This is a genomic window from Thermostichus sp. OS-CIW-32 (genome assembly GCF_054060415.1).
Map to the genome: position 1 here is coordinate 1 of NZ_JBSSDD010000025.1, position 7,943 is coordinate 7,943.

General features: G+C 58.3%; 7 protein-coding genes and 1 pseudogene. 6 read left to right on the forward strand and 2 right to left on the reverse strand.

Annotated features, from left to right (window positions below; all coding sequences use genetic code 11):
- From ACVWY8_RS13710 to cobW, 3 genes and pseudogenes are all read left to right on the forward strand, one after another.
- A pseudogene (locus tag ACVWY8_RS13710) lies at window positions 1-94 on the forward strand (photosystem II protein D2); the annotation flags it as partial.
- 187 nt (window positions 95-281) lie between these two features.
- Window positions 282-1,661, forward strand: coding sequence for a photosystem II reaction center protein CP43 (gene psbC / locus ACVWY8_RS13715; protein ID WP_414383044.1), 1,380 nt, complete (start codon window positions 282-284; stop codon window positions 1,659-1,661).
- 137 nt (window positions 1,662-1,798) lie between these two features.
- On the forward strand, window positions 1,799-2,857 hold the full coding sequence (cobW, locus tag ACVWY8_RS13720) for a cobalamin biosynthesis protein CobW (RefSeq protein ID WP_457395657.1): 1,059 nt from the start codon (window positions 1,799-1,801) through the stop codon (window positions 2,855-2,857).
- Window positions 2,858-2,960: 103 nt separating this feature from the next.
- Here the strand turns inward: cobW and ACVWY8_RS13725 are convergent, their stop codons facing one another.
- On the reverse strand, window positions 2,961-3,917 hold the full coding sequence (locus ACVWY8_RS13725) for an NAD-dependent epimerase/dehydratase family protein (RefSeq protein ID WP_457395660.1): 957 nt from the start codon (window positions 3,915-3,917) through the stop codon (window positions 2,961-2,963).
- A gap of 210 nt (window positions 3,918-4,127) precedes the next feature.
- Here ACVWY8_RS13725 and ACVWY8_RS13730 point away from each other — a divergent pair, with 210 nt between their 5' ends.
- The gene (locus ACVWY8_RS13730; protein WP_414351633.1) at window positions 4,128-5,156 is read left to right on the forward strand and encodes an ABC transporter permease; all 1,029 of its coding nucleotides are present in this window, start codon (window positions 4,128-4,130) and stop codon (window positions 5,154-5,156) included.
- Window positions 5,157-5,180: 24 nt separating this feature from the next.
- Here the strand turns inward: ACVWY8_RS13730 and ACVWY8_RS13735 are convergent, their stop codons facing one another.
- Complete coding sequence (locus ACVWY8_RS13735; RefSeq protein ID WP_414342457.1) at window positions 5,181-6,176, reverse strand: AAA family ATPase; 996 nt, start codon at window positions 6,174-6,176, stop codon at window positions 5,181-5,183.
- 130 nt (window positions 6,177-6,306) lie between these two features.
- On the opposite strand from ACVWY8_RS13735, the gene ACVWY8_RS13740 reads away from it, so the two are divergent.
- Both ACVWY8_RS13740 and ACVWY8_RS13745 read left to right on the forward strand, forming a co-directional pair.
- On the forward strand, window positions 6,307-6,747 hold the full coding sequence (locus ACVWY8_RS13740; RefSeq protein WP_457395662.1) for an RrF2 family transcriptional regulator: 441 nt from the start codon (window positions 6,307-6,309) through the stop codon (window positions 6,745-6,747).
- A gap of 72 nt (window positions 6,748-6,819) precedes the next feature.
- Window positions 6,820-7,734, forward strand: coding sequence for a S1 RNA-binding domain-containing protein (locus ACVWY8_RS13745; protein WP_457395665.1), 915 nt, complete (start codon window positions 6,820-6,822; stop codon window positions 7,732-7,734).
- Window positions 7,735-7,943 lie beyond the last annotated feature (209 nt).

Below are 7,943 nucleotides of genomic sequence, written 5' to 3' on the forward strand. Positions count from 1 at the left end.
CGAGGGGATTCGGGCGTGGATGGCGCCGCAGGACCAGCCCCATGAGCGCTTTGAGTTCCCTGAAGAAGTCCTCCCCCGCGGCAATGCGCTCTAAACCCACTGAGCTCGCTCGACTTTAGCTGCGGTAGATCCCTAGAGATCTGCTCTGTGAGGATGAGCGCTTGCCCAAGGGATCCCCTGCCGCGGATCCCAGTGGACAGGGAGCCCAACGGCAGGCGCTCGCGTTAACTAAACTTTTTTTGGTGTCTCTTGTTCCTGACTATCATTGGAGGTTGGTCTCTGTGACCTCGACAACATTTGGTTCTGCAGTGGTGCAAGATCGCACCCAAGGCGGATTTGCCTGGTGGGCTGGGAATGCCCGCTTGATTAATCTCTCCGGTCGGCTTTTGGGCGCCCATGTGGCCCACGCTGGCCTGATCGTCTTCTGGGCGGGGGCGATGCTGCTGTTTGAGGTGGCTCACTTCACGCCGGATCGGCCTATGTATGAGCAGGGCCTGATCCTGATGCCCCACGTGGCCACTCTGGGCTGGGGGGTTGGCCCGGGGGGCGAGGTGATTGACACCTACCCCTACTTTGTCATCGGGGTGCTGCACCTGATCTCCAGCGCCGTGCTGGGGTTGGGGGGCATTTATCACGCCATTCGCGGCCCAGAAACTCTGGAGCAGTCTTTCCCCTTCTTCGGCTACGACTGGAAAGACAAGAACAAGATGACCACCATCCTGGGGATCCACCTGATCCTGTTGGGGTTGGGGGCTTTCCTATTGGTGGCCAAGGCCATGTGGTTTGGCGGTGTCTATGACACCTGGGCTCCAGGGGGTGGCGATGTGCGGGTAATTACCAACCCCACCTTGAACCCCGCTGTGATCTTCGGCTACCTGTTTAAATCTCCTTTTGGTGGGGAAGGCTGGATCATCAGCGTCGACAACATGGAGGATGTGATCGGCGGCCACATCTACATTGGCATCATCTGCATTGCCGGTGGGATCTGGCACATCCTCACCAAGCCCTTCGGTTGGGCCCGCCGCGCCTTCATCTGGTCTGGGGAGGCCTATCTCTCCTACAGCTTGGCGGCGGTTTCCCTGATGAGCTTCATTGCCACTTGCTACATTTGGTTCAACAACACCGTTTACCCGAGCGAGTTCTACGGCCCCACTGGCCCAGAAGCATCTCAGGCTCAGGCTCTCACCTTCATCGTGCGCGACCAGCGCCTGGGGGCGAACATTGGCCAAGCCCAAGGTCCCACCGGTCTGGGTAAATACCTGATGCGCTCCCCCACGGGCGAGATCATCTTCGGCGGCGAGACGATGCGCTTCTGGGATGTGCGGGCTCCCTGGAAAGAGCCGCTGCTGGGCCCCAATGGGTTGGATCTGGATAAGCTGAAAAACGACATTCAGCCCTGGCAAGCCCGCCGTGCAGTGGAGTACATGACCCATGCGCCGCTGGGATCCCTGAACTCGGTGGGGGGTGTGGCTACTGAAATCAACACGGTGAACTTCACCAGCCCGCGCACCTGGTTGGCTGCTCACAACTTCATCTTCGGCTTCCTGTTCTTTGTCGGCCACCTGTGGCATGCCGGTCGCGCTCGCGCTGCCGCTGCTGGCTTTGAGAAAGGGATCAACCGCGAGAACGAGCCGGTTTACCGGATGAAGCCGATCCGCTAACTTTGGGTTAGCACAACGGTCTCAATGGTTTGGCTTGGCCCTCATACCGGGGGCCTTTTTTTGGGCATCCCCCCCTCAAGGATTGGCAGAAAGAAAGTTTGGGGTGGAAACTGAAGAGCGCTGAGTCATCAGAGCAGATGCACAAGATCCCTGTTACCGTCATCACCGGATTTCTGGGATCCGGCAAGACCACGGTGATCCGTCACCTTTTGCTCAACAACCAGGGCCGCCGCATTGCCGTGTTGGTTAACGAGTTTGGCGAAGTGGGCATCGACGGCGAGTTGCTGCGGGATTGCCAACTGTGTGAGGGGGAGGGATCCATCCCCATTCTGGAGCTGGCCAACGGCTGTCTCTGCTGCACGGTGCAGGAGGAGTTCTTGCCCACCATGGAAGCTTTGTTGCAACGGCGGGCAGAGCTGGACTGCATCCTGATCGAGACTTCAGGATTGGCCTTGCCCAAGCCCCTGGTGCAGGCTTTCCGCTGGCCCACCATTCGTACAGGCGCCACGGTGGATGCGGTGATTACGGTGGTGGATGGTCAGGCTCTGGCCTCCGGGCAACTGGTGGGCGATCTGGCGGCCCTGGAGGCGCAGCGGCAGGCTGACGAAAGTTTGGACCATGAGACTCCGCTTGAGGAATTGTTTGAGGATCAGTTGAGTTGTGCCGATTTGGTGGTGCTCACCAAGGTGGATCAGATTACCCAAGAGGAGCAAGCTCGGGTGGAAAGCTGGCTGCGGCACCACTTGCGCCCTGAGGTTCAAATCCTCCCTTGTGAGCGGGGGCAGGTTCCCCCAGAAGTGCTCTTGGGCTTTAATGCAGCGGTGGAAGACCAGCTCGAGCGCCGCCCCAGCCACCACGATCACGGGGAGGAGCATGAGCACGAAGCTTTTGAGTCTTTCTACCTCAGCTTGGAGGGAGGTTATGAGCCGGGATCCCTGGTGGCTCAGCTACGCCAGTTGGCCCAAGAGGAATGTCTTTACCGGATAAAAGGGTTTGTGGCCGTTCCCCACAAGCCGATGCGCCTGGTGCTGCAGGGGGTGGGATCCCGATTTGAAACCTACTACGACCGCCCCTGGCGACCCCAGGAGCCGCGCTTGACCCGACTGGTGCTGATTGGGCAAAACCTCAACCGCGAGCGCATTGCCGCCCAGCTCCAGGCCTTGGCCATCAGAGAAACGGTGGCCCCCACCGGCTGATCCCTGTCGGAGGCGAGTGGGATCCCTTGGGTCCTCGGCTCTCATCCCCCCGTCCCAGAGGGAAAGGAAGTAGCGTCCAGTTCTACTGTTACTCAAAGGTGGTCTAGAGGTAGGTATCCAAAAGAGAGGCCACGGTGGGGAAGTGGCAGCGCAAACCCAGGGTTTCTGGGGAAATGGCCGGGTAAACAAAATGGCGCTGGCGCAGACAGAACTCATCCCAGGCTGAAAGCCGCACCCGAAATAGAAAGGCCAAGCCGCGAACGAGAGCCGGGGGCAGAGGCACTCGGAAATAGATCCGTTTTTTGAAATAAGCACACATCTGTTCCACACATTCATCCCAGGAGAGGGGGGGATTGCCCAACACCCAATCGCCGCCACCAGGCAGATGGGCCACCCAATAGGCCACCATCTCGGCCACATCGGCAGCGTGGATAAAGTGGAAGCTGGCATCCACCCGCAAAAAGCGGATCAGATCCAGCCAGCGGAGAACGTCCTTGAGGCCGGCAGTGATGTGGGAGTAGGGGTGGTGGGGGCTGCCCCCAAACAACAGGGTGGGATAAAGGGTGAGCAGGCGATCCGGCCAGAAGCCGCTTTCCTGCCGCCGCAGCAGCATCTCGTACTTGCTGCGGATGTAGTCGGTGCCGGCCCGTCCGGCAATGGCCAAAGGCTCCAGGTCCTGGTTCAAAAGGCTGGCCGTGGAAAAGTAGATCACCTGCTGACAGCGCTCCGGATCCAACAACTGAAAGAGCTCCAGAGTGTGGGTAACATTCACGGCCCAAGCCAGGGCGGGATCCCCCCAAGCCGCTGCCATGTGGATCAGCCCATCCATCTGGCGTAGCAGGGCAGCCTGTTCCCGGATGCGCAGGAGATCGCCGGGCACCCAAGTGATGGGGGCAGGGAGTCGTTCCAGGGGCAGCCGTAGGCGGCTGGTCTCGCGGATGAGAACGTACAGGTGGTAGGCAGGCTGCTCAGGAAAATCGGGATCCCTTTGCTGGGCCAGGCGCTCCAACACGTAGTGTCCCAGGCAGCCGCTAGCGCCGGTAAGAAACAGATTTCGCAAGAGGTCTTCCCAACGGGACTCGATGAAAAAAGCTTCTGACTAGTGTACCGCCTCAGCTTCCGTCTGCCGGAATTCCCCTGTAGGAGAGCCGCTCGACTGGGCAAACTTCAGCAGGGATCCCACACTGGAAATTTGCCCGCAAGGATGTCAGCATAGTTCGACAAGAATCCAACTCAAAGAGCGCACCACTTAAGGTATCCATCTGCATCTGTGGCTGTAACCTCCTCTCCGCCTTCCCGTTCCCGCGCTTTTGACCTTTGGCCTCCCCTGGCCTTAGTTTTGCAGCGGATCACCCAAGCCGTACCGGTGCTGCTGTTGATCACGCTGCTCAGTTTTTTGCTGTTGCAGCTGGCCCCCGGAGATTTTTTGGATCCCTTGCGGGCGGATCCCAGTGTCAGCCAGGAGTTTATTGCCCAAGAGGAAGCGCGGCTGGGGTTGGATAAGCCCTTGGTTTGGCAGTACTTGACCTGGCTGGGCAACCTGCTGCAAGGGGATTTCGGGGTGAGCTACACCTATCGCGTGCCGGTAGCACAGCTCATCCTCTCCCGCGCCGGCGCTACCTTGCTGTTGGCGGTGTCCTCTGTGGTGCTGACTTGGCTGGTCGCCATTCCCCTAGGGATCCTGGGGGCGCTGCGGCAGAACACCCCCCTGGATCGGGCGTTGCAGTTGCTCAGCTACCTGGGCCAGGCCATGCCCAGCTTCGTGCTGGCCATTTTGCTGCTAATTGTGGCCCAAAACGTGAGCTGGCTGCCGGTAGGGGGGATGACCAGTGTTTATTTTGCCGAGCTTAGTTTGGGGGAAAAGTTGCTGGATCTGGGCCGCCACCTGCTCCTGCCCACGCTGGCCCTGAGCATCACCAGCTTTGCCGGGCTGCAGCGGATTACGCGCGGCAATTTCTTGGATGTGCTGCGGCAGGAATACATCCAGGCGGCGCGGGCCCGTGGGATCCCGGAGTGGCGGGTGATCTGGTTGCACGCGCTGCGCAACGCCGTCAACCCCTTGATCACGATCTTGGGCTTTGAGTTTGCCAATCTGCTCAGCGGCTCTTTTATTGCCGAGTTTTTCTTCAATTGGCCGGGGCTGGGCAAGCTGCTCTTGGAGGCTGTTCAAAGTTTCGACATCAATGTGGTGATGGCGGGGCTTCTGCTGGGGGCCGTGATGCTCATTCTGGGCAATTTGTTGGCCGATTTGCTCCTGATGTGGGTGGATCCCCGGATCCGACCCGACTCACTGCTGTAGTTAACCATTGCTGCTATGGATCCCTCAAACAGGCGGCTCAATTGTGGAGACAATATCCCGAATCACCGCCTCAGCCTCTTGCCGTCGGTTGCCGGCCATCTCTCCCGACCCGGCCAGAGAAACCCGATGGGTCAGTACCGGCACGAACAGTGCTTGCAGATCTTCTGGTAGACAAAAGCTGCGCCCTTTCACCAGCGCCTGAGCCCGTGCTGCCCGCGCCAAGGCCAGGGCTCCACGGGTGGATACCCCCGCCCGCAGCAGCTTGGACACGCGAGTGGCCTGCACCACCTGCAGAAGATAGTCCGCCAGGGATCCATCCAAATACACCTGATCCACCGCCGACTGAATCTCCCGCAACTCCATCAGGGAGAGAACCGGCTGCAGAGCATCCACCGGCTCGGCCTGTTGCCGTTGCAAGAGTAAAGCTCGCTCTACCTCAGGGCTGGGGTAGCCAATCGACAGCCGTACCAAAAACCGATCCAACTGGCTTTCTGGGAGGGGATAGGTGCCGTGGTACTCCAAAGGATTTTGGGTGGCCAACACCATAAATGGGCTGGGCAGCGGGTAGGTGCGATCGTCCAGCGAAACCTGCTTTTCCGCCATTGCCTCCAGCAGGGCACTTTGGGTGCGGGGCGAGGTGCGATTGATTTCATCCGCCAAGACCACGTGGGCAAAAATGGGGCCGGGACGAAATTCAAAATCCCCTTTCTCTTTATTGAAAAGGGTGAGGCCAAGGATATCTGTCGGCAATAGGTCGCTGGTAAATTGAATCCGCTGAAACTTGGCTCCCAAACTGTGGGCGATGGCCCGCGCCAAAGTGGTCTTGCCTACACCGGGCACATCTTCAAGCAAAACATGACCTTCCGCAACCAAGGCCGTGACCACCGCCTGCACCACCTGCGATTTGCCCTGAAACACGGATTCGATATTGGCAATCAGCTTGCCAATCTGTTGGTGCAAGGTTTGTAATCGCTCCGCTGGGATCCGTGCTGAACCAGACCGGGTGCTGACACTCGCCATAAACCATTCCCAAAGGGGCCTATTCCACCTTACAGGCTGGATCCCATTGCCAGCTCAGGGCGGGATCCCGCTAAACCCCAGTGAAAAACCGGAGTATCATAGACCTAAGCCCTCCACAAGGATGGATATCTTGGAACTGTCTTGCAAAAGTGAATATGCTCTCCTGGCCCTTCTGGAATTGGCCCAGCACTACAGCGATGGCCAGGTGCTGCAGATTAAAGAAATTGCGGCTCATCAGTCCATACCCGACCGCTACTTGGAGCAATTGCTGGCCACCTTGCGCAGACAGGGGTTGGTGCGCAGCCAACGGGGATCCAAGGGAGGCTACTTCCTGGCCCGAGCACCCTGGCAGATCTCGCTGTGGGACGTTATTCAGGCCATCGAGGGGGAGGATCTCACCCGTTCCCGCGACTTACCCTCAGGGGATTTCACCCCGGAGCGGGCAGTGCTCCTGAAGGCCTGGCAAGAGGCTCAAGCTGCGGCGGTAGCCATTCTCCAGAAGACCACCCTACAAGACCTCTGCGACCGGCAGGCACAACAGCAACAGGCTCGGCTTATGTACTACATTTAAGCCAGAGGCTGGGATCCTTGGAAGGTTTTGGGTTATCCTGAAACACATTGCTTTTCGAATTGAGCCCTTTCCATGACCGTTCGCTCTTCTCGCTCTCAGGCTGCCGATACGTTTTCCGCGGAAGATTTTGCCCAGGCTTTAGACAAGCAAAACCTCAGCTTTCAACCGGGGCAGGTGGTGCAAGGCCGCATCTTCCAACATCAGAACGATGGCGCTCTGGTGGATATTGGCGGCAAATCCCCGGCCTTTTTGCCCCTCAAGGAAGCAGGGATCCGCCCAGGGGAAGATTTGAGTGCGCTCTTTCCTTTAAAGACAGAAGCCGAGTTTCTCATCCTGCGGGAAGATGCAGAAGGACAAATTGTGCTCTCGGCGCGGCGGCTGAGGCTGAAGCGGCTTTGGGAAGAGCTGGCCCAGAAGCAAGCCAACGGCCAGACGGTAACCGTTCCGGTGATCGCCACCAACAAAGGGGGGGTGGTGGTGGATGTGCAGGGGCTGCGCGGCTTCATTCCCCGCTCCCACCTCAGCCAACGGGAAAGTGTGGAGGAGTTGGTGGGGCAATCCTTGACAGCAAGCTTTATCGAGGTGAACCCAGAAGCCAACAAGCTGGTGCTCTCCCAAAGGGCGGCTGTAAAGTCCGAGAACCTGAGCCGCTACACCAGTGGCCAAGTGGTGGAAGGCAAAGTCAGCGGACTAAAACCCTTCGGTGTGTTTGTGGACTTGGAAGAAGGGGTAACCGGGCTGTTGCACATCAAGCAGGTCAGCCAAAGTTTTGTAGCCTCGCTACCGGATTTGTTCAAACCAGGCCAACGCATCAAAGCTGTTGTCATCGATGTGGATGAGGCCAAGGGACGGATGGCCCTCTCCCTGCGGGTGCTGGAAAAGCATCCGGGCGAGGTGCTGGAGCAGCTGGACAGGGTTATGGAGGAGGCCGAAGAGCGGGCCGGTAAACTCAAGGGGAGAATAACATCCGACGGCCAAGTCATCTGATCCCATCTCTGCCTCGAGTTCGGATGCAAAACCTGCAGAGGGAAAGCAAGACGCCTTACGGCAATCAGAGGAAAATCACGGTACTCTAGGTCGTGTTGATCTTATGTTAGGATGGAGAGAATAATTTATAGAGGAAAGAGGATGAAGTTGGTTTTTTTAGATGAAAACAAATGGCAGAAGATATTGGCTTTTTTACAGACAGAAGAGAG